Raw genomic sequence first — 21,108 nt, 5'->3', positions numbered from 1 at the left:
CCCGGTCCGATGTCATCACGATCTGCCTCCCGGTTCCGGGCCCGACGGATCGCATGGCGTCCTGGTTGTGCCGGTTCATGGTCTTTGTCTACGGAAGCTGGGACGGTGCGAAAACTCTAAGGCCAATCAGGTGGGGACACTGACGTAGCCTTGCCTCCGCCGTGCAAGGAGCTGACCGATCGCGGCATTCCGATTGCTGGGACGTGCTCATAGTTCGTGAGGACTCCAAGTTTTTTTGAGAGGGCGGATAGTGCGGCCAGATGAACCTGTTCGACTGACAACGAATGCTGTCGTCGATGGGCGGCACGTTTGTCCCCTCACTTGCGGGATTCGACCGCATTTGGACCGTAGCGCCCTCGATGTCCAAGGCACGCCGCGCTTCGAACGGCGACGTGGTGCTTGCCGAGCACGGCGATCCCGCTGCGGACGGGCTTAAAGCCAGGAACACTCACCAATCCTCTCGTCAAACGTCGAGACAACTCGGGGGCAATATCCAGGCCAAATCGCTGGACGTCGGGTGACATGTTTGCCCGCCGGCGCGTAAGGCCAGGCGTCGTGTCGTTGCATGTCGGTGCGCTCGATGAAATTCCGCCGCGCCGCAACAACTGATCACCGAGAATTGCCCGGGGCTTCAGTAGGTTGGGAGTCACTCCTGCTGCGAGCGAAATAACGTCCGAAAATCTGTACGACCTTGCTGCAATTGCCGAAAATATGCCGGAAACGTCAGGCGCTTACGGGTCGGTCGACAGTGCCGTGATGGCAGATTCGCGGCCATAACACTGCGCTCGGCTGGCGTGAGATTTTCTCCGTAGCCGGCCCATCCAAACCTGAAAGGAAACTCGCGATGTCACCAGCGTCCATTGCGCACGCGTCAAATGCCAAATCGCGCATTGGCGCCATCTTTCGTGCCACGAGCGGTAATTTCCTCGAACAGTTCGACTTCTTTTTGTTCGGGTTCTACGCCAGCGCCATCGGAAACGCATTCTTTCCATCGGGAAGCGAAACCGCTTCTCTGCTCAACACCTTCGGTGTGTTCTGGCTGGGGGCACTGATGCGACCTGTCGGCGCGATCGTGTTGGGAGCCTATATCGACCAGATTGGCCGTCGGCAAGGTCTGATCATCACGCTTTCGATCATGGCTATTGGCACAGTCATCATCGCGTTCTGTCCCGGTTATGCAACGATCGGCATCGCCGCACCCGTCATTGTGCTGTTCGGGCGGCTTTTGCAGGGCTTTTCTGCCGGCGTTGAAGTTGGCGGCGTTTCCGTCTACCTCTCCGAAATTGCCACTGCGGGCAATCGCGGTTTTTACACGTCGTTTCAGTCATCGAGCCAGCAGGTCGCCATCTTTGTCGCGGCTCTTATCGGATATTTCTTAAGCGAAGCTCTACCGGCCGAAATGGTTGCCGCCTGGGGCTGGCGGATCCCGTTCTTCCTTGGCTGCTTAATCGTTCCGCTTATCTTCTTCCTGCGCCGCACCCTGGAGGAAACTCCGGAGTTTCTCGTCATGAAGAAGCACCCAACGGCCCGCGAGGTGCTTGCCTCGACAGTTGCGAACTGGCGCATCGTCATTCTCGGCATGATGATCGCGATGCTGACGACCACGACCTTCTATTTCGCCACCGTGTACACGCCTACTTTCGGCAAGCACGTCTTGCAGCTCTCCTCCCAGAACACGCTCTTGGTGACGCTCTTGGTCGCCGTGACGAACTTCATCTGGAACCCAATCGGCGGCGCAATCTCTGACAGAATTGGCCGGAAGCCTGTCTTGCTGACCATTGCCGGCCTCGCCTTGGTGACCGTCTATCCGGCACTGTCTTGGCTTGTAACAAACCCAAGCTTTGGCAAGATGCTGGCAGTGGAGATGATGTTGTCGTTCTACTTTGGCACCTATAGCGGCGCCATGTTGGGCGCTCTGGTCGAGATCGTGCCGAAGCATGTTCGCACAACCTGCTTTTCTTTGGCCTTCGCACTTGCCGCGGCTCTATTTGGCACATTTACGCCGCTCGCGTCGACCTGGCTGATCGACCGGACCGATGACAAGGCCTCGCCCGGTTTCTGGCTGATGTTTGCAGCTTTTCTCGGCATCATCGCCGCACTCACGATCTATCCAGGAAACGCCAAGAGAGTTGCGAATGCATCGCGGGCAGAGCGAACCAACCGGGCCGTAAAGGCGCAATTAAGCACGTATTAGCGGCGCTCGCACGGGGACGTTCACGGCGCAACCTGAACTGAGCCTGGCGCGTGACTGTCTTTGCGGTGATCTCACGGTGGTCCGCGTGCCGCTCTGCGGATCACTGTCCTCTGCGATTTTGAGCAGTATCAGGGAGGGCCGGCGCCGATGTTGATGGCCGAGCATTGTCGCGACGCTCCACACCCTCCCGTGGTCGAACGGCGGGAGGGTCATCTTCGCACCTTGCAGTCACGCGAAAACGGCAGAGCTCGCGCGGGCTCCTGGATCGCCGCTGCCAAACAAACTAAACGCCTTCTGACGTCAGGAACTCGCCAGCGAACTCGTCTATCACAAGTCAGCCTAACGAGAGGTCTGTTACCTTGACTTGATACGAGCCTCTCGGTGCTCAGGTACGCAAGTTGAAGGCTCCCCTTCCTTACCATATTTCGTAGTGATCAACCGATAAGGTCGATGGTGCCTCGTGCAAGCCGGCGACGGGCGATGCATGACCAAGGCCCAGTCCATCAGTGGCTCTGCTCGATCAACCGCGACTTCACCCGCTGCTAGCTTGCGCGGATGCCGTACCGCGCGCGAGCTGTACGAGCTCCGCCTCGAGCGCAGGGTTGCGCTCGAACAGGGCGTTGATCAACGCTTGCGCCGGCTGCTCGGCCGCCTCCACCCACGTCGCCTTCTCCGCTCGCGCCGAGGGCGCGAAAACACGCTTGACGACGGTTGGCGACCCCCTCAGACCGCATTTGGCCATGTCATCCACACCGGCATTTTGGGCGCTCCATTTTATGATGGAGGCACGGGCGGCACGCAAGGCATCAATCATTGCGCCACGGCGAATTTGATTGGTTGCCTCTAACATGCTGACGAGACACGGCAGCTTAGAACGCAGCACCTGGACTCCTCCTTCGCAGCGCCGTTCCGCCTCGATCGTGCGTAGTTTGAAGTCCAACGCTTTGATTGTAGAAACATAAGTTAGCTGCTGGACCCCCAGCCTCTTTGCAATGCCGGGGCCCACCTGTGCCGTGTCGCCGTCAATCGTCTGCTTGCCAGTAAATATAACGTCCGGTGGGCCATATTCCCTCCCTATACTGCGAATCGCGGAGGCCAGCGCGTAACTCGTCGCCAGCGTATCGGAGCCTGCGAAACTACGGTCAGTGAGCAGGACAGCACGATCGGCTCCAAATGTCAGTGCCTTTCGAAGAGATTCTTCGGCCGACGGCGGCCCCATTGTGAGGACAGTGATTTCGCCGCCGAATTTATCTCGTAGCTCGAGCGCAGCTTCCAGTGCGAAGAGATCGTATGGGTTGATGATTGTCGGCACGCCCTGACGCATGATCGTATTCGTGACAGGATGCACGCGGATTTGTGCGGAGTCGGGGACCTGTTTGATGCAGACGATGCTGTGCATATGCTTCTCCTAAGATGTTGAGCAGGCTGCCCATGACCAGCAAGTGTCATACCATCCCAGGTAGTTAGCCGATGAGGAACGAATGCAATGACGGACGACCGAGGATGAAACGGTTCGGGCGACCGCGACCGGTTACGCAAAGCGGACTTCTCCCGGTAATCTGCGTCACGGCAGAAACGTTGCCGCCGCGACCCTGCATTGACTCGAAACGTGGCCATCTCTCATAGGGCGAATTCATTGCAAGCAGGCGATGACGAGATCGGCCGACGCGAAGAGGCGTTACGCTTTCCGACACGCGCCCCAAGCAAAGCCCACAAGTTTCACGTCCGGGTCTTGCACCAAAGTAAGTAGCCGCCTCTTGCAGACATTCTTCTCACCGCAGCCGCGCGAGAGAGAGAGAGAGAGAGAGAGAGAGAGGAGAGCAGAGAGAGAAGCCAGCCCGATTCCTATTCAGAAGCGCTTGATCTCGATGCCCAGCCTTCTCAATGCATACCCAATCTGGCGCGGCGTCAGTCCAAGCAGGCGTGCCGCCTTGGCCTGTACCCACCCGGACCTTTCCATCGCAGCGATAAGGCGCTCGCGATCGATGACCTTCGCCGCGCCTATTACAGGTCGGCCGGGGGGCTCAAGCGGGGTCAGTTCGCCACTGACCGGCTGAACATGTGGCACAGCTTGTGTTGGCGGCATGCTCAGGCTCGCGGGCAGTGAGATTGTCGGGCTCGGCTGTCGCCCCAATTCCTCTGGTCCGCACTTCCATAGCTTGACCGACAGGCATTCCCCTTGGCAGCACGCAAAATCGTCTCTTACGATCGACGATCCTTGCGCTAGGGTCGCGGTCCGCCGCATGCAGTTCTCGAGCTCGCGGACATTACCGGGAAATGCGCAATTCACAAGCACGTCAATCGCACCTGGATCCAAGGTCAGAGCACGGCCGTTCTCTTTGTTAAAGTTCTCCAAGAATCGAGCGGCGAGAAGCGGAATATCAGTACGTCTTTCGCGCAGGGGCGGCAGCAGCAGAGGAACCACGTTGATGCGATAATATAGATCGGCGCGAAACTCGTTTCTTGCCACCGCCTCTTCAAGATTCTTGTTCGTGGCTGCAATCACGCGGACGTCCACTTTGATCGTCTGATTGCCGCCCACGCGCTCGAATTCCTGCTCCTGCAACACGCGCAACAGTTTCGCCTGGAACGAGGCCGAAATCTCTCCAATTTCGTCCAAAAACAACGTTCCCTTGTCGGCGAGCTCGAAGCGGCCCTTGCGCGCGTTGAATGCGCTTGTAAACGCCCCCTTCTCATGACCGAACAATTCGGATTCCAGCACCGTCTCGGTGAGAGCTGCGCAATTGAGCTTGATAAACGGGCGCTTGACGCGCGCCGAACGCTCGTGAATAGCCTTCGCGACCAGCTCTTTGCCGGTACCCGATTCGCCACGCAGCAGAACCGTGCTGTTTGATTTTGCGATCACCTCGACCTTCTCAAGTAAGGCGCATAGCGCAGGGCTGTCGCCTATGATTCCGTCAACTTCAACCTTCTTACGCTCCCGCCCATGAGGCTTGAGCTCCGACAGCTGCTTCTGCTGCCGAAACTCCTCGTCCATAAGCCGCTCGCGATCGCGCGCTGACACACGATGCAGCTTTGCCGTCTGGCCCAGCAAGCTAGCGACCATGGTCAGCAGGCCGAGGTCATCCTGAAGCTGCGCACGCGACCTATCATCCGCGATTCGGTCGACGCTCAGCGTGCCAACAACTTTGTCGCCAATGTCGATGGGAACGCCGATGAAGGCGACACGGGTCGTGCCGGCCGCATCTAGCATGCGGAGGTCCGAAGGAGTGAAGGCCGAATGCAGCGCTACATCCTCCACGATAAGCGGCCGCCGCGTCGTCAAGATCTGATCAATTGCTCCTCGCGGCAAGCGTAGCCCACTGCGCTCATCGTGCGCCTCGCTCCCGTCGCCGCCTACGAAGATCTCCGGCGTTCCGTCGTGATCGAGGAGACATACGATGCCGCGCCGCATCGGCAAAAGCGACCGCAGACACTCGATGACGCTCGCCATCTTGGCTTCTAGCCGGCAGAGGGCGGTGAGGGTGTGCGCTATTTCAAAGATCGTGTTTAGCGATTTCTGTTGCGACGGCACAATATAGTCGGAAGGGTCCGCCTCGGGGGTTGAGTTTGGATTTTCGCGTGGGGAAACGCCATCCAGCATAACGACTTCTCCGTTCCTTTCTTGATCCTCCCCATCAGCGCGATCGGATTTGTTGCAATTGCGTTGCATGCCAATCCTCGATCCGACATCCAGTCCTCCGGTCGGGCCGAGAGGTCACGCTCTTGGCACCGCCGGCAGCTCTTACAGAGATTCGATTTGCTGCTCTCTTTCCAGCTCGCCGCACCGATTCGCCCCCGCTAAATGGCTTCATTGCTTAGGTCCAGACCGACTCGGCAGGAGCGGCCTTGGTCACAAGCGTTGTCCGCCATTGATCGGTACTTCGGCGCCAGAAGTGGGATCTTTGGCACAAGATGCGCTTCGGTGTCAGGCGACAATGTGTCCCTCTTGATTTCGCCGGGCGCGATGCCATGTGAAGTATAATCGTGCGCCATTTCGCGCGTGAGACAAGCGAGTGCGGCTTTCGAAATTGCATATGCCGTGCCTGCAAAGCGATTGAGTTCACATTGACGATCGCCCCTGAAGCTGCTTTTAGTTCGTCGAATAGACCTTGAGCGAGCAGGATCGGCGCCACCAGATTCAGGTGAACACCCTCATCCAGGTATCGACTGAGGTCGCCAGCGACGTCAGCCGGGTATCGTTCGGCGTCTTTGGTGAGTTTCCGGCGTTGTTGATCAGTCCGTGCAACCGTGCCCCTGCAAGGCGCTCCTTGAACGGCAAGCACCCGCGGCAGGCTGCGATGCTCGTTCAGGTCGACGTTGATATAGCTGTCGCCGTCTGTGTCCCATGGGCAGCGCACCGCATCGAATAGTTGGCGCGCGCAAGAAATGACGCGCCAACCGGCCTCCGAAAGCAATTTTCCGGTGGCGCGACCTATACCGCGCGATGCCCCCGTCAATACCAGCGTCTTCCGCTCACGCAGCGAACGGCCCGCTCGATCGGCGTGAACTGGACGGCCAGGGTCCGTTTCCGACGATTGAGCTGGGATCGCTTTGTCAGCTGGTGGATCTAGACTCACGCGCGGCTCGCTCCCCCTCCCCTCGGCTGTGCACCTGGTGCAGGATCCGGGCCAGAGCGATGGGGGGCACAACGGCGGACGTTACGACCCAAATGGTCGGTTCCGAACAGCTGGTGTTTGCTTTTCGACAGCAGCAGCGCCGCAGCAAGTCGTGGCGTCCAGTTGCCGGACGCGCCGCCCAATGCGTGCGCTACGTCTCGGGAGCCCAGAGACTTGCGCTCGCAGGCGACATGGCTGCGCCTCACGCCACGGGCGGTACCGACCGGCCACAGGCCGTGCTGTTCATTACGCCTCGGTCCGATAGAACTCTGCGAGCGGCTCATGAATAACGCGGTCATCAAGCAACCGAGGTGACCGCAAAAGGATTGCCCAGGAAAGGCGAACCATTTTACCGGACGCGCCTCCTTGCTGCTCAGACATTCTGACACGACTGTCGGCTCCGTCAGATTTCCTTGGCGGCCCGGACCCTCCAGGGCCCTGCTCTTCACCGTCCGGCCAGCTATGGCGATTTAGGCCAGATCATGACACGACCATAACCTTTCCGCGCGGCCCGACTGACACATGACGGCCCGAAGCATTGCGAGGCAAAGCCGCCGGCGCTCGCCGGCATTGGCCTAAGTTTCGCAGGCGTCCGCCCGGCCACTCGCACCAGAACCGTGATAGTGCGCCGGTCACCCCATAAACTCGATTCGTGACTTATTGCCGACCTGCTGCTCGCCATCCTTCCGGCGCTTAAAATCGAGCCCGGCGACAGGTCGATGCCGATAAAGTACCCCTTGAGCAGGCCGACGCCGGCACTCTCCATCGCCACGTCGGTACCGTCGCCTGCGGAGGGAAGTCCTGTCCGCCGCTTCTGTGAGCGCGAAACTCGATATTGTCCGAGACCATCAGCATGCGGCTGATGATCTGGCTGACCATTGCTCAGGCTCGAGACGATTTATGGCACGTCATGAAGCGGCGAAATGCTCGTATGGGTTATCGATCATCGTCAAATGCTCCGGATTGCTCAGATCAAACTCAATAATGCGTGGCACGAGCAGACGGGCATAGCGCGTGAAGGCGCTGGTTGGGGGAAAGCGGATCACGGTAGCGCATCGCGCAAGAAGATACATGTCGACGAGAGCGGAAGCTCCACCTTCAATTCCCATTTCCGCACTATGCAACGGCCCTGCCCGATCGGCCTGGAACCGTTTTGGTACGGCGAAGACATCGGGAAACAGACCCGATACGTGATCGAGCACCTGTGCACTATCCGTGCACAGGAAAACCTTTACCGGCTTTGGATATGGCAACGCCTTGGCTTTATGGATGGCCATGCACACCTGACGAAGCGCGAGCTCTGAATCGGCCCAGTACGGCGCATGCCCCATGACATCTTCGCCATTGCCGTGCCGAACATGAACGCCGATGACGCTGTGGCCGCTGAAGTGGTCCTCATACAAAGCCTCGATCCGCGTTTTAATCTCGGACCTGAGTTTGATGTTCCGAAAAATCAGTCGTTCGGCTTCCTCGGCACAACGCCACATCAGGCAAGCGTCACAGACAATGGTGTTGGCTTGGTTATCCTCTCGTGCCTGGAACAGCTCGGTCAGTTCGTCACGTTCTCGGAAAATCTGCTCGTCCGGACGATTGATGCAGTCGATTGACGGCCTATTCCACCAACTCGGGTAGAACGGTCCGGGGAACGAGAGCTGGTTGATCCGATCATCGCAAATCACCGGCACGCCAGCGATCTCCTCAACCGGCTCGAAGAACACCGGAAAGGCGTTGCTGAACGGCTGATCGACATAGCACGAACCGCGCCAATCGATGACGAGCGTTCGCCCGGTCCGCTGCGCATACGACCAGGCTGACGCCAACGACCAGAGGCAATCACCAAAACCAGTACGCCTCCGAGAAATAACAAAGCGTTCGTTCGTCAAGTTGTGACACCCTTCTCGTTGCGCAACATCACTTTATGTGCAGCATCTACTCATCTGGGATTCCGATCGACGCCAATGGAGGCTGGTCAGCCAGACGCAAGGCGATCAACTCGCACGCCGACCCTCGCTGGCAAGCGATTGGCAGATCATGCAAGACGCGCTCACTGAGCCCTCCGTATGCTGACCTTTTTACAAACGCGCATTCCGTGATGGATGCAGCCGAATGCGGCGCTGATCCCAGAGCCCGCGCAGCTCCATCACGAGAGCCTCCCTCTTGGCCCCATCAGAGGTGACGCTGTCGAGAAGATCGCCAACAACAGCTTCCTTCTCAATTTGCATCAGCATTTCGAACAGATCATGCGAAACGCGCACGCCATCACGGTTGGAGTGATCTATGCGAACCTCACAGACTGTTTCCTGGCGTTCTCGACCCGCATGAGCGCGAACGCGGTAAAGAGATACATGGGGCGGCAGTGACACAGTGAGCGCAGTCCAGTTTTCGAGCGTTGTTGCCCGCTTCTTGACGAGAAATGACCCGACGACAAGGCCATCCAGCTCGGTCGACAAAAACGCCGTAATCGCATCGGCAACGGAATCGATGATCGGTTCGGCATTGTTGTTAAAGGACGTATTAAGCAGAATTGGGACGCCGGTCCGGCTCTTGAACGCATTGATGAGGTCCCAATAAGCGGCATTGGTCGTGCGGGAAACCGTCTGCAGCCGAGCCGTACCATCGATATGCGTGATCGCGCCCAGCAAAGGACGCTTGGGTTCTCGCACGCGAACGACGAAGTTCATGAAGGGGTACTCTGCGCGACCATCCGGCAACTCGAAGAAGGCGCCCGCATCCTCCTCCAGAACTGACGGCGCAAATGGACGATAGCTTTCGCGCTTCTTGACCATCGCGTTGATCCGCTCCTTGTTTGCGGCGGGCCTGGGGTCCGCCAGAATGCTGCGATTGCCGAGCGCGCGCGGGCCGAACTCGGACCGGCCCTGTACCCACCCGATCACGGCGCCATCCGCAATCCACTCGGCCGCTCTGGCTGAAACGTCAGCGGCCCGTTCAATCTCCAGGTGTCCGGCCCATCCCTTCAGTTCCTGTTCAATGCTATCGTCGCTGCCGACATCCGGCCCCCAATATACCGCTTGCAGTCGCTCGCGGGGCGCCGGCTTGCCGGCTTCGTTAGATACCATCAGTGCTGCGCCCAATGCGCATCCGGCATCATGCGCGGCGGGCTGCACGAAGATGTCCTCGAACAGACCTGAATACAAAAGTTTTCCGTTCAGAGTGCAGTTGTGGGCCACTCCGCCAGCCAGGCACAACCGTTTCATTCCGGTCGACTCACGATAATGCCGAAGAATGTGAAACACGATCCGCTCAAGCGCCTCCTGCAACGATGCGCTCACATCTCGATGCTGTTGCGTGAACGGCATTCCTTTTCGCCGGACCTCGATATTGCGCAGCAATGCCGGGCCGATACGGTCGAGGTGAACGCGGTAGCCACCGTTTGCGGAGAGCTCATAGAATTTGGCAAACAGCTCGCGATAGCGAGCGGGATCTCCGTAGGGAGCCAGTCCCATGACCTTATACTCGTCGAACAGGCCGTAACCGAGGTATCGGATCGTCTCCAGATAGAACAGTCCGAGAGAGTTATTCTCTGGAAACGTCGCAAGCTCGGTCATTTCGGTGCCCGACCCGACCGCCAAGAGCCCCGACAGAAAGTCGCCACAACCGTCGACCGCGAGAACCAGGCTTTCTTCAAAACCCGACATCGCCAGAGCGCTCACGGCATGGGCCTGATGGTGGCCCACGAATGACACCCGCGAGGGATCAATTTCGGTACCGAATTCCGCCGCTAAAAGGTGCCGCAACAGCAGATTGGCATCGGTGGGAACTGAACTTTCCGGCTGTGATATCAAGAGCCGTTCAAGCATCGCGTTGCAATAGGCTTCACTGGCGTAGAACGCAATACGATCGACGTCGCGAAGCTCCACGCCCGCGGCTGCAAGACAGTATTCGATCGCACTGCTCGGGAGCTTGTTTGAGTGTTTGATCCGATTGAGGCGCTCCTCTTCGACGGCGGCGATCACGCGCCCGTCTTTGACAAGTACCGCAGCGCCGTCGTGCAGAAACGTGTTCGGTAGCTCAAGCGGGTTTTCATAGACCCTGTCGAGCCCACCACTCAGTCCTAGACACAACATCTTGTTCTCCATACATCCTGAGAGGCCTTCCGGCCTATTACTTGTCGCTTGCTTTGCGAGTAGGCCGGACCTCGCCGCGGATAGATTTGCGCATCACCAGCGCAACGACGCGCAGGAAACGCGTGGCACGCAACCGAAACCTTTCGTTGCGTCCGACATCTGCTGTCGCGCACGCGGTGCTTCGCTTTTGGTCTCGTCGTGCCCATCACCGCATCAGGCGCCGCTGAAGCAGCACGGCCGCGACGACAAATGGAACTGCCGCGTAAAGACACAGTGCGCCCATATGCATGCCGACGCTGTCGACCGACCGACCGAGCATTGCTGGACGAATGAGATCGACCGCATGCGTCAGCGGCAGGAAGGCCGCTATGCGTTGAAATGAACCTGGCAACTGGCTCACTGGGAAGATCGTTCCGCTCAAATACATCATGGGCGTGAGAATGAGTGATTGGTAGAAGATGAAATAGTCATGGCTCGGTGCAAGTGCTGCAACGACCATTGCGAGGCTCGCGAAAGTGAGACCAGTCAGTGCGATGGCTGGTAATGCATAGGGAATGGATGACCACTCCGCATAACCGAGTGTTACGGCAACAATCGTGATCGCCGTCCCGGCCAGCAAGGCCTTGCTCGCTGCCCATGCCAGTTCACCGAGAACAATGTCGCCGAGCGTAAGCGGTGTACAGAGCACTGCCTCCCACATGCAGTTCGTCTGCATGCGAGCGTAAGCTGCATAGATCGTTTCAAAGGTTGCGGCGACCATTGCGCTTATGGCGATCATGCCAGCCGCAAGGAATGAGATGTATGAGGTCCCATCGACGCCACCTATGATCATTCCAAGGCCAAAACCAAGACCGAACAGAGAGCTCATCGGCTCGGCCAGATTGCCAAGAATCGACGCCAAGGCTACTTTCCGCCAAACCAGAAAATTTCTGCGCCATATGGCGATCCAGTTCCATGGATTGGCAGGGAGTGCAGGCGCAAAACGTTGCCGCATCGTTCAGTCCTTCATCTCTCGCCCGGTTAACCGCAAGAAAACATCCTCCAGATTTGGGGGACGCTGCAGAAGGCGGAGATCGGTGCGGTTGGCGAGCCGGAGGCGCACCTGCTCTGGATTGGTGACATAGCAAAACAGAGTCTCCCCGCTCACCTCAGCGCGCTGCACTTGCGGGCTGACCAGCGGCAGCAGTTCATGCGGATCGCCACCGTAAATCTCGATCACCTGGCAGCCGATCTGCTCCTGGATGAGCGCGTGAGGCTGGCCTTCGGCGATCTTACGGCCGTGCTCAAGCACGCACAGGCGGTCACACAGTCGCTCGGCCTCTTCCATGAAGTGGGTCGTGAGAAGAATCGTTTTTCCGAGTCCCAATAGCGAGCGCAAGCGTTCCCAAATCAGGTGCCGGCCGTGCGGATCGAGGCCGGTCGTCGGCTCGTCAAGCACCAAAAGCTGCGGGTCGTTAATCAGGGCCCGAGCCAGCGTCAACCGCCGCTTCATGCCCCCGGACAGTTCGCCGACGCGAGCATCCGCCTTGTTTTCCAGCCGGGCGAATTCGAGCAGTGCCGGCGTGACCGCTTTGACCTCTGTCGCGCTCATGGCGAAGTAGCGCCCGAAAACGAGCAAGTTTTCGCGAACCGTGAGCTGAAGATCAAGGTTATCGAACTGTGGGACGACCCCGATGCCCCGGCGCGCTAAGCGCGCACGTGCAGGCACCGGCTCGCCGAGCACGCAGATCTTACCTGCGTCCGGCGATGCGACACCCAGGATTAAACGCGCAAGCGTGCTCTTGCCCGCGCCGTTCGGCCCCAGTAGACCGAAGCACTCTCCGGGCGAGACCGTAAACGAAAGGTCGTCAACGACGATCTTGCCGTTGTAGGACTTGCTCACCTCGAAAAGATCGATTGCCGCGGTAGACATTTGCTTAGGCCATCGCGACGGATGTTGCTCGCGCCGATTCCTCGTCCGCGCGCTTTTTTGTCCAAAGCAGGCCGTCACACCAGACGTGATCGACGCGTCCCCAATGGCACGCCGCTGCAGCATCTGGGAAAAAGCCGCGTCCATGTAGATTGGCGCTGGTATTGCAGAGCAGCGGAATGGCTGTGAGCTTCTCGAATTCGATGAGAAGCTCGGCCACTTTGTGCTCAGAGGCTCTGGAAACCGTCTGCAGCCGAGCAGATCCATCGAGATGTACGACAGCGGGAATTTTGTCCCGCCATTCCGGTCTCGTCTGGTGATCGAACAGCATGTATGGATCGGGTGTTCCTGGGGTAAAAATCTCCAGGGCACGATCCTCCAAGCATATCGGCGCTACCGGCCTGAAATGCTCACGGAGTTTGATGTCGTTGAGGTGATTCTTCATTCCCTCCCAGCTGGGAGCTGCAAGAATACTTCTCCCACCTAAGGCTCGTGGTCCGAGCTCGGCACGCCCGGCAAGGAAGACCACGGGCTTGTCGCTCGCGAGGATTGCCGCAAGTTCGCCCATAGTGCAGGGCGCGCCCTCCCACTCGGGCGGGACTTCGGTCGGACGAACGGACGGCCCACTGTAGACCGACCAGTCCAGGGCTTTAAAGCCTTGTTGTGCCGCAAGTGCGGCGCAAGCAGCACCGATCGCTGAGCCGCTGTCGTTTGGAAAGGGCGGTACCCACACGGCATCAAACAGCCCGGTCGCTCGAAACGCACTATTCCACTTAATGTTCAGACCACAGCCGCCCGCAATGCAGAGGTTACGCGCCCCCGCAAGATCGGAGTGCCGCTGCACAACATCAGAAATTTTGCGAACCAGCAGCTGCTCCAGAAAGACGTGAAACGACGCAAGCACGTCTTCGGCTCGCTCGGCCTTCAATCGCGTTGCGCAGGCATCGAAGAAGTCATGCAGGGCTTCAAGTGGCGTTTGTGCGCTATTGATGTCTGCAAGGTCAGGACAAGCTCCCTCGGCACTGCTGGCAAAGTGCGCCTGATAGAGTTCCTGAAACGTTCGAACGATGTCCGCATCGGCAGATCCCAGCGCGATATAGGCCATCAGCTTTCCGGCAATACCGAGGTCCCAGCCAGTCCGGTCCGCCCGGCTGTAAGGTCCAAAGTGATGTCCTGCCGCCGCATAGGCGTGGCCGATCATTGGAAACAGGCACTCGATGAACCGGATGCCGTGGGGCTCTACATAATAAAGGCGTGGAAACATGCAGCCGTCCCACACCAAGCAGAAAGCAGGTTGTGCGGTTTTGGCGAATGAGCTGGCGCAGTATGCGGATGTTACATGCCCGGTGACGTGCGGATAGCTTCGATAGGGATACAGCTTGCCATCGAGCATGAGGCCAATGCGATCGCGGGAAGCTAGGGGGCTATCGCCTTGCCGTTCGACATACGGCGCGCCCTTGAGCTTGATGGTCGTCGTCCCACTAAGGACTTCAAACTGGGATTCGGACTCTCCATCCCAGCCATCAATGACGAACTGATCAACATCGGTTGGATCCAGCCCGTGCTCCGCCAAGGAGCTAACAACGGCATCCAGGTTGTCAATGGTTTGATAACGCGGATTGTTGTTCAGCTTCTCCTGTTCGACACAAAACACCAGCCGGCCGTCCTCGATCAGAGCGACTGCCCCGTCATGCGTCAACTTGATACCGCAGATACGCATAGTGGCTCCTTTCAAGCTCGGCCGTTGGGACGGACCGAAGATTGCTCCGGATTGCGAAAGCGGACCAACAAGCAGTCTTCGTCAGCCGACTGCCCTTGGCACTGCACGCGTTCGACCTCAATGAGCGCTTCAGTCAAAATCGCGATGACTGTTTCGGCGCCGGCGACATGCCCCCATCGCCTACAGGTGGCATCACGCGCAGATCCGAAGATCAGATGCCCACCTGGAGCAAGCATCTTCACCATCTTGTCGATTGCGGTACGCATCTGCGTCACGTCTTCGAGATAGTAGAGAACTTCGGCGACCACGATCAGATCGAACAGCTCTTCGGTCGAGAACTGCAGAATATCGGTCGCCGCCCAGCTGATATGCGACCACCTCTTGGTGCGCTGGACCGCTCGACCGATCGCTCGCGGCATAACATCGATGACCGTGAGCCGGTTGCAGTGAGGAGCAAGCTTCTCCGTGAATGCACCGGCCGCGCACCCGATCTCGAGGCCGGTTGAGACGGCACCGCTCGACAGCGATAGCCGCAGCAATTGGGTGTGACGCTCACGTTCAAACGGATTGTCGTCAAGCCGCCACGGATCGTCGTTAGCCAGCTCCCGTTCCAACGACTGATATGTGTTGTCTACGCTCACGAGTTAATACCCCTACAAAACTGCTCAGTCAGTCTCTGCCGCAATGCCATCCGGCGCGATCAGCTGCGAGGAAGAGCACGAAAGGCCTGCCCTGCGAATTGAGCCAGGCCTTTCCGATGCCCGGTTAAGACTTGGTCCAGTTGTCGCGTCTTCGATCGAGGCCTTCGATTCATCAACGTCTGGTGATTTCGCTACTTTGCGCGAAAGCCAGTCGCTATTGCTCAAGGTGCAGAGCGCGTAGGCTTTCATCGGAAGCAGGAGGAAGATGTTGATCGGGGTGTGCAGCGCGAATCCGAGAAATCGAAGCTCGCCGGCGCGAAGCGCCGCCACGCTGCATCGAACCATGGTCATCGCGACGATGGTCAGACCGGTCCACCAGGGCACGCTGTCCGTGAGCGCGAGCTGAGCGAGCGCGGCGATCGATGAGATGGCGAGCAGCAGCGGCCCGAGGTTCTGTCCGAGCACATCGAGCGTGAGATACCGATCGAGGCCGGGCAGCAGGTGCAGACCGAGCAGCGTGTCGCGGTAAGTGCTCCGCGCCCAGCGGAGCTGTTGGCGCAGATATGGCAAGAGCTTGTCCGGAACCACCGTGGCGGCGATGGCGTCCGGAACGTACTCGGTTCGAAACCCCGCCTTGAGCATGAGTATGGTGAGATGGCGGTCCTCACCGAAGTCGCTCGGCTTTCCCCGGAAAAACTGGGTCTCGTACTGGTCCAGCAGCAACATGAGCGCGGAACGGCGGTACATGGCACAGGGCCCGCAGCAGCACATGACCGCACCAAAGCGCGTTTGCGCCGCGCGCTCCTCGTTGCAAGCCAACCAGTACTCCATGTCGATCAATCCGGTCAGCCAGCTGTCGTTGCGGTTGCTGGCCGTCAATTGACCCATGGCCGCGCCGACGGCTGGATCCTGCATCTTGCGTACGAGCTTGCTGACCACGTCGGGCGCGATTTCCGTGTCGGAATCGACGTTGAGCACGAGATCGCCGAATGACCGGCGTATCGCGGCGATCTGCGCCTTGCGCTTTCCAACGTTGCTTGGCAGCAGAATGACGTTGACCCTCGGGTCATACGCGTAGCTCGCGTGGACCGGGGCCACTGCACCGACATTTGCAGAGCCGTCATCGACCACATAGACCTGCAATCGCCCTGGGTAGTCCTGGCTTGCGATCGACTTCAGGCAGGCCGCCAGCGTGCGCGGGTCCTCGTTGAAGCAGGGCACGATGACATCCACGCTAGGCAGAGCACCGGTGTCGACCGCGTCGTATCTCGGCAGTGAGGCGTCGGTTCGCAGCGCATAAAGCGCCTGCGCGCTCTTATGGACGCTGGAGAGCAACGCGTAGGAGGCAACAGCAGCGGTGCTGATGGTGGCAAGCAGGCTCATGGGAATTGATCTATTTCAGTGAGATTGAGGAAGCGACCGGATTGCAAAGCCACGGTCATGGAGTGCTGGAATGAGCTCGGCGAGCGCCGTCACAGTCTGGTCGCGCCGACCAGCATGAGGGCAGCGTCCCAACTCGTTGGGTGGGCATCCGTCGTGTAGGAGGACGATTGCCCCGGGCCGGATCGAGGTCAGCACCGCGGCAACAATCGCCTCGGCGCCAGGACGAGACCAGTCTTGCGGGTCGACTGACCAGTGCAGGGCTGCCAGTTCGGCCTTCGCCGACGCGGCAAGGGCCTCCTTGGTCCATATCCCATACGGCGCACGCACGTGCCGCACAGAGTATTGCGGGCAGGCCATTCCGATGACCTTGTTCGTCGTGAGGATCTCGTAGTCCACCTCATCCGGCATGCATTTGGACAATTCCGGGTGCGTCATTGTGTGGTTTGCGATTTCGTGTCCTTCTGCAACGATCCGCTGAATCAGCTGTGGCTGGCCCGCGGCATATGCGCCGATCACGCAGAAGGTCGCGGGGGCCCGATGCTGCGCCAGAACGTCCAGGATAGCCGGCGTGCAATGTGGGTTAGGACCGTCATCGAAGGTCAGATAGACGCAGTTCTCTCCGCCGGCCTCGGCGTAGTCGCTCCGCGCTTCAGTCACTTTGTTTGTCGACGTCACAGTTCTGGCCCGTTCCGTTCAATCATCTCACCGGCCGGCCATTCGCTCATTGGCCTAGCAATCGGCAGAACGAGGCCGACCACCTCCTCCACGCGCGTCGGAGGCACAGTGAGATAGATATCCGGCCGAGCGGACCGGACACGAAGCCCTGGCAGAACGGTCGCCAATCCCTGTCGACCGAGCAGTCTCGTAATATGTTTCTGCAGGGCAGATCGGACCGTGCCGAAGCCGAACGGTACGCCAAGATCTCGCAACACGGGATACATCACGCGGATGGAGTGGCTGATTCCGAGCCCCTCGAGGTCCGGGCGTACCCCGTACAGTCCGAGTTCAGCCACTAGCAGATCGACCTCACCAACTTTGATGAAGCGGCGCAGTGCGCCAATGTGAATCGCGACGCCTCGATCATCGTAGCCGATTGCCCGAATCTCAGGCCTTGCGCCGGCCCAGCTTCGATGACCTTCAAAGGGCTTTGCGTTGAATGCCCCGGTCGGACCATAGGTCTTGCGGAAGAAGTCGGACAATTCAATATGGTCAGCGAGTTGAAGCTCGTTCTCCCAGCACAGCCTCCAACGAACTGGAGGGCGCGCCGAAGCACCTCGTGTGGATTCGGGCGCGATCATGTTCATAGAGAGTAATTCCTATTCATTATCTGGCTCCTGATGCAGGCCAGCAGTTGGCTACGTTCGAAAGGTTTTCTCAAGAACTGGAGTCCAGCTTGCATCACTCGCGTCACGTCGTCTTCAAAATGGTCGGTGAGCAGAATCGTAGGAATCGCGCCTCCGGAGGCAACCAGATGATGGACAAGATCGAGTCCACTCATCGCGCTCGACTGCATCTCCGCGATCAGGCAGGACGTGATCGAACGGCGGCCCGATTTCAAGAACCCGTCTGCGCTCTCAAACGGTTCGGGCACGTAACCCGCGGAAAACACCACATCCGTGAGAGTTTCACGCACTGACCGATCTGCATTCACAATCGAGACCACATCGAGCGTGTGCGCAACTCGCATCAGATTCGCCAAGGACATCTTCGTTTGCATGTTCCGCACGATTTCACCCCAGCAAGGACGCAATCCAATCGACTGCGACCACAACACATTCGGCACCCGCAACCGGGAGGGTCTGACTGGACGGAAATCTACGGCCAAGTTGAGCGTTCGCTCAATTCTACGGCGGTACACGGCGAATATAGAATGGGTTGGCAAAGCCAAACGAAGGTTTGCCCGTCGTATATGCCAACGCAAGTTTGCGGATGCCCACCGTCCTAGATCGAGATATGGCTTGCGCAACACGCGCGAAACTGCGAGCGCACGGTCCAGACGCGTTGATTGATCCTTGGCCCTGAGCTGAGAGGCCATCTCGAACCCGGCGCAACGCTTCATAACCATTCTGATAGATCTGACTTCTCGCTAAACTATCGTTTGCTATCCTCATTCGGTACAAATGGTAAAATCGATTGTATCGATAGAACATATTCACACCGTGGATCACTCAGCATTATGCGCTTCAAGGGCCTCGATCTGAATCTTCTCGTCGCGTTCGACGCCCTGGTGACGCAAGGCAACCTCACTGCGGCGGCAAGAAGCATCAACCTCAGTCAACCTGCCATGAGTGCCGCCGTCGCGCGGCTTCGCTCTTACTTTCGCGATGAGCTATTCACGATGAGGGGCCGAAAACTTGTGCCGACGCCGCGGGCTGAAGCACTCGCAGCCCCAATTCGCGAGGCTCTCGCTCACATTCAGCTGTCCATCATCTCTCCGGACGACTTCAATCCGTCTCAATCGACTCGGCGATTCAAGATCATCCTGTCCGACTTCATGACTGTCGTGTTTTTTCGAAGAATCGTGGACCGCGTCGCGCGGGAAGCTCCAACAATCAATTTCGAGTTGCTGCCACCCGCAGAGGAACCCGACGAGCTTCTCCGGCGCGGTGAAGTTGATTTTCTCATGTATCCGGAGATGTTCATGTCGAGTGAGCATCCCAAGGCGACACTGTTCGAGGACACCTTCGTCTGCGTGGGCTGCCCCATGAATAAGCAGCTAGCACCGCGACTCACTTTCGAGAAATACATGTCAATCGGGCACGTCGAAGCTCGGTTTGGGCGTTTCTTGAGGCCCTCCTTCCATGAATGGCTCTTGCTCGAGTATGGTTTCAAGATACGCACCGAGGTCGCCGTCCAGGGTTTTGGTATGATTCCGCCTATGTTATTGGGCACCAACCGTATCGCGAGCATGCCATCAAGGCTCGTCAGCCATTTCGCAAAGACGATGCCCCTGCGGGTCATCGAACCTCCGCTGCGACTTCTCACATTCACTGAGGCCGTCCAATGGCCGGCGATTCATAACACTGATCCTGCAAGCATTTGGATGCGCAACATATTCTTGCAAGAAGCATCCATGATGCTCCCCCCGTCCGAGAGCAGCCAATGACACAGCTCGTTGTAGGATTGTTCGGGCCGGCTGCGACCTAACCAGATCTACGCCAGGCTCGAAGCTCCGGTGTCCTCTGACTGACGTTGAGCATGGTCGAAATTGCCACGCTCGAGCGCAGTTTGATCGAGCCGCAGGCGCTGTTGATCTCGCGCTGGCATGATGATCTTGTGCGTCATACAGCTCGTTCGGCGGCGCTCTCCCCAACGATTTTCGCTGATCCAGACCGGCTGCATCGCACCGCTCAATGTGAGCCGAGGTCAGAGCTCACGAAATGATCCGGCGAGTCGGGTGAACAATATCCGGCTTCAGCACCACAATTCCCTTGAATCGCACGCCGCGTCAGGTTGTAGACCAGCACCTGCGATCGAGGCTGCAAACTGGACGTTCGTAGCGCACCCGCACCGCTCTTCGCCTGACGCTGGACATTCTTCTTACCGTCAACTGTCCGACGATCGAAGTAATGCCGAAGGACGCCAGTAGCTAGACGTCTATGTGACGGGCGACCTAAAAGGGCGATGTCCGCTCGTTCGCGTCGAACCAACTTGTTCTGCCGAACGCCAACGCCGTCGGCCCTCGGGCGCGCAAAGCCCAACGCGAGCTGACGTAAACTCGGGAGAGCGGGACCTGCAAGTCAGAGGTATTGCGTAACGCTAGAAATGCAGGTTGGGACACGTCATCTCAATGATGCCTATCTTACTCTGTTGTACTCGATCCGGCATGATCGAGCGCAACCGCAAAGTCGCGGCCCGTAGGATCAACCTGGATCCGCCAACCATGAACTCGCGGCATTGGCGCGTTGACCAGGTGTTTGTGATGAGTGTTTCTGATGAGAGGACGGCAGCTGTGCCAATGTCCGCGCACGGAACAGAAAGGCTCGCCGTTCCAATTCGCCGAGCCCTGCTCCACCTCCAGCTCTTGATTATTTGGCCGACATGTTCACCCAAGCCAGATCGGATCATGCGTGCGGGGCCCTTCCTTCGGTTCTCGCGACAGTCATGTCCTTTCGGAAATGTCGTGGCGTGACGCGCGACGCCACCGCCGCCGATCTCGAGTTGCTGCCCCTCACCGCTGAGCCCGATGGGCCATCGGCGCAGTAACATGATTTGCCTATCTTACCCGAAGCATTTATGTCCAGCGCGCACACGTCAAAGCGATACTGCTCGACGATGAAATTGAGTGAGTGAGCTGCCGGACGAGCAAGTCAATACCGCGAAGGGGGAACTTCGATCCTTATGTTCGATAGGATACTTGCGGCGAATTCGCCAGACACGGGCCCCCCAGATTGGAGGGGTGGCGTTGGCTTGAGCGCGCATTAAGATCCTCGTGCAAGCTATAGCATCATCATCCTTTGCTATTGCGGATGCGCATAGCGCGGCTGTCAGCAAGGCTCGTCAAGTTTTCTGCAAACACAATGCCGCTATGATCCCTGCACTTGTAGTGGATTGCAT

General features: G+C 58.5%; 15 protein-coding genes and 1 pseudogene. 3 read left to right on the top strand and 13 right to left on the bottom strand.

The features are described from left to right. The first annotated feature begins 844 nt into the window (after positions 1–844). Complete coding sequence (locus BRA1417_RS0111460) at positions 845–2,194, top strand: MFS transporter (protein WP_027515912.1); 1,350 nt, start codon at positions 845–847, stop codon at positions 2,192–2,194. Between the two features lie 532 nt (positions 2,195–2,726). Here BRA1417_RS0111460 and BRA1417_RS0111455 read toward each other — a convergent pair. The 13 genes and pseudogenes from BRA1417_RS0111455 to BRA1417_RS0111395 all read right to left on the bottom strand — a co-directional run bounded on the left by BRA1417_RS0111455 (position 2,727) and on the right by BRA1417_RS0111395 (position 18,256). Continuing rightward, on the bottom strand, positions 2,727–3,593 hold the full coding sequence (locus BRA1417_RS0111455; protein ID WP_027515911.1) for an electron transfer flavoprotein subunit beta/FixA family protein: 867 nt from the start codon (positions 3,591–3,593) through the stop codon (positions 2,727–2,729). Between the two features lie 450 nt (positions 3,594–4,043). Further along, positions 4,044–5,798: a nif-specific transcriptional activator NifA gene (gene nifA, locus BRA1417_RS0111450; protein ID WP_198034816.1), complete on the bottom strand. Its 1,755-nt coding sequence runs from the start codon at positions 5,796–5,798 to the stop codon at positions 4,044–4,046. A 290-nt stretch (positions 5,799–6,088) separates the two neighbouring features. Continuing rightward, a pseudogene (locus BRA1417_RS42575) lies at positions 6,089–6,774 on the bottom strand (SDR family NAD(P)-dependent oxidoreductase); the annotation flags it as partial. 947 nt (positions 6,775–7,721) lie between these two features. Further along, a complete protein-coding gene (locus BRA1417_RS0111440) occupies positions 7,722–8,696 on the bottom strand; it encodes a nodulation protein NodZ (protein ID WP_027515908.1) in 975 nt (324 codons plus the stop codon). Positions 8,697–8,885: 189 nt separating this feature from the next. Further along, positions 8,886–10,898, bottom strand: coding sequence for a carbamoyltransferase (locus BRA1417_RS0111435; RefSeq protein WP_027515907.1), 2,013 nt, complete (start codon positions 10,896–10,898; stop codon positions 8,886–8,888). Between the two features lie 205 nt (positions 10,899–11,103). Beyond that, the gene (locus BRA1417_RS0111430; protein WP_027515906.1) at positions 11,104–11,892 is read right to left on the bottom strand and encodes an ABC transporter permease; all 789 of its coding nucleotides are present in this window, start codon (positions 11,890–11,892) and stop codon (positions 11,104–11,106) included. A gap of 3 nt (positions 11,893–11,895) precedes the next feature. Beyond that, positions 11,896–12,810, bottom strand: coding sequence for a nodulation factor ABC transporter ATP-binding protein NodI (gene nodI / locus BRA1417_RS0111425; protein ID WP_027515905.1), 915 nt, complete (start codon positions 12,808–12,810; stop codon positions 11,896–11,898). Between the two features lie 4 nt (positions 12,811–12,814). Beyond that, positions 12,815–14,527, bottom strand: a complete 1,713-nt coding sequence (gene nodU / locus BRA1417_RS0111420; protein WP_027515904.1) for a nodulation protein NodU — start codon at positions 14,525–14,527, stop codon at positions 12,815–12,817. Positions 14,528–14,538: 11 nt separating this feature from the next. Continuing rightward, entirely contained in the window at positions 14,539–15,168 is a 630-nt protein-coding gene (nodS, locus tag BRA1417_RS0111415; protein WP_027515903.1) for a nodulation methyltransferase NodS, read from the bottom strand. A 24-nt stretch (positions 15,169–15,192) separates the two neighbouring features. After that, a complete protein-coding gene (nodC, locus tag BRA1417_RS0111410; protein WP_027515902.1) occupies positions 15,193–16,551 on the bottom strand; it encodes a chitooligosaccharide synthase NodC in 1,359 nt (452 codons plus the stop codon). A 15-nt stretch (positions 16,552–16,566) separates the two neighbouring features. Continuing rightward, a complete protein-coding gene (gene nodB, locus BRA1417_RS0111405) occupies positions 16,567–17,226 on the bottom strand; it encodes a chitooligosaccharide deacetylase NodB (protein ID WP_027515901.1) in 660 nt (219 codons plus the stop codon). Next, a complete protein-coding gene (locus BRA1417_RS0111400) occupies positions 17,223–17,855 on the bottom strand; it encodes a NodA family N-acyltransferase (protein WP_027515900.1) in 633 nt (210 codons plus the stop codon). Before BRA1417_RS0111400 ends, nodB begins: the two co-directional genes overlap by 4 nt. Continuing rightward, positions 17,852–18,256: a response regulator transcription factor gene (locus tag BRA1417_RS0111395; protein ID WP_245286354.1), complete on the bottom strand. Its 405-nt coding sequence runs from the start codon at positions 18,254–18,256 to the stop codon at positions 17,852–17,854. The genes BRA1417_RS0111400 and BRA1417_RS0111395 overlap by 4 nt, the downstream gene beginning before the upstream one ends. Before the next feature lie 471 nt (positions 18,257–18,727). Between BRA1417_RS0111395 and BRA1417_RS0111390 the strand changes: the two genes are divergently transcribed. Both BRA1417_RS0111390 and BRA1417_RS43860 read left to right on the top strand, forming a co-directional pair. Further along, a complete protein-coding gene (locus BRA1417_RS0111390) occupies positions 18,728–19,657 on the top strand; it encodes a LysR family transcriptional regulator (RefSeq protein WP_027515898.1) in 930 nt (309 codons plus the stop codon). 92 nt (positions 19,658–19,749) lie between these two features. After that, entirely contained in the window at positions 19,750–19,935 is a 186-nt protein-coding gene (locus tag BRA1417_RS43860) for a hypothetical protein (RefSeq protein WP_156948683.1), read from the top strand. Positions 19,936–21,108: the final 1,173 nt, after the last annotated feature.

The organism is Bradyrhizobium sp. WSM1417 (genome assembly GCF_000515415.1).
GTDB lineage: Bacteria > Pseudomonadota > Alphaproteobacteria > Rhizobiales > Xanthobacteraceae > Bradyrhizobium.
This window is presented reverse-complemented; position numbering and strand designations above follow the sequence as displayed.